This is a genomic window from Aeromonas sp. HMWF015 (genome assembly GCF_963878965.1).
Classification (GTDB): Bacteria; Pseudomonadota; Gammaproteobacteria; order Enterobacterales; family Aeromonadaceae; genus Aeromonas; species Aeromonas veronii.
Genome location: NZ_CAWNZT010000298.1, coordinates 1 through 1,335, shown reverse-complemented (window position 1 = coordinate 1,335; position 1,335 = coordinate 1). Strand labels below are relative to the sequence as shown.

The 1,335-nt window shown below is 52.6% G+C and carries 2 protein-coding genes; one reads left to right on the top strand and one right to left on the bottom strand.

Annotated elements, in window-relative coordinates:
- Positions 1-53: 53 nt before the first annotated feature.
- Positions 54-575 (bottom strand): 23S rRNA accumulation protein YceD, encoded by a 522-nt coding sequence (gene yceD, locus AACS18_RS15505; protein WP_108612646.1) that lies wholly within the window; start codon positions 573-575, stop codon positions 54-56.
- 118 nt (positions 576-693) lie between these two features.
- Between yceD and AACS18_RS15500 the strand changes: the two genes are divergently transcribed.
- Positions 694-1,275, top strand: coding sequence for a Maf family protein (locus AACS18_RS15500; RefSeq protein ID WP_108612645.1), 582 nt, complete (start codon positions 694-696; stop codon positions 1,273-1,275).
- Positions 1,276-1,335 lie beyond the last annotated feature (60 nt).

Sequence of the window (1,335 nt, the reverse complement as noted above, 5' to 3'; positions counted from 1 at the left end):
TGGCACGGGTTTTACGGTTCTGTTGTACGGCCATTGTAGGCTAACTCCTAAATTCACTTACGTTTAAGCTCTTCAAGAACTGCAAAGGGATTCGGCCGCTCATCAGCAGGTTCGATTTCACCCCAGGTCATCTCCATGTTTCCTCTCGGGCAGGCATCCATAGGATGCATTGCGACTTGAGGCAACGAGAGGATGAGTTCATCCTCCAGGATTTGATGAAGATCTATCTCGCCGTTTTCGTCCAACTCAATGGGCTCATAAGCTTCCGGCAGTTCTTCCTCGTTTGTTCTTTCGAACAGCGGAGTGTAGATAAATTCAGCTTCACAGAGGTGTTCGAATGTCTCTCCGCAACGTTGGCAAACCAGGTCAACCTTGGCATGGGCAGTGCCTTTCATAACGGTCAACTTCTGGACATCTTTGCCAAAGTGCAGTGATACCTCGATATCACTCTGCAAGCCAGCGGTTGATTCCTCCAGCCTGGGCATCTGCGACTTTTCCACTATCCCGATGTAATCGAGCAGCTTCAAGGCACTACGGACTGGATCAACCTTAACGGGCAACTTCACCTTTTGCATAGGGCGCGAATAATATAGGTCCAACAACTGATAGTCAAAGGAAAAAGTCCTTACCGCCGATGATTTTAACGTCACAAGTCCCTAGAATGCCGGTACTTGCTTTCATCGGTACCTGATTATGCCACAGAATCTGATCCTCGCCTCAACTTCTCGCTATCGCAAAGCCCTGCTGGAGAAGCTCGGCCTCCCCTTTGAATGTGCCGCGCCCGATGTGGATGAGCAACCACTGGCTGGCGAATCCGCCGAGGCGCTGGTGGCCAGACTGGCTCGTGCCAAGGCTGATGCCATCGCCGGGCAACGTGATCACGGCTTGATCATCGGCTCTGATCAGGTGTGTGTCTGCAATGGCCGCATCCTCGGCAAACCGGGCACCATCGACAATGCCATCGCCCAGCTGATGGCGGCTCAAGGTCGCAGCGTCACCTTCTACACCGGCCTGTGCGTACTTAACGCTGCAACCAATGAGATTCATCAATTGATTGAACCGTATACGGTCCACTTTCGCGATCTCGACGAATCTGCCATTCGCCGCTATGTAGAGGCTGAACTGCCCCTCGATTGTGCAGGCAGCTTCAAATGTGAAGGGATGGGGATCGTGCTGTTCAAGGGGCTGGAGGGGCGCGATCCTAACGCCTTGATCGGTCTGCCACTGATCGGTCTGATCGAACTGCTTGAGCGCCACGGTATTGCCCTGCCCTGATTGCGGGTAAAAATAGATAAGCTAGATCGAGGATATAAAAAGCCCGGTCAATAGACCGGG

What these genes read in the sequence shown, in the direction of transcription:
- AACS18_RS15500 (WP_108612645.1), top strand. Translation starts at nt 694, where the DNA reads ATGCCACAGAATCTGATCCTCGCCTCAACTTCTCGCTATCGCAAAGCC.
- yceD (WP_108612646.1), bottom strand. Translation starts at nt 575, where the DNA reads ATGCAAAAGGTGAAGTTGCCCGTTAAGGTTGATCCAGTCCGTAGTGCC.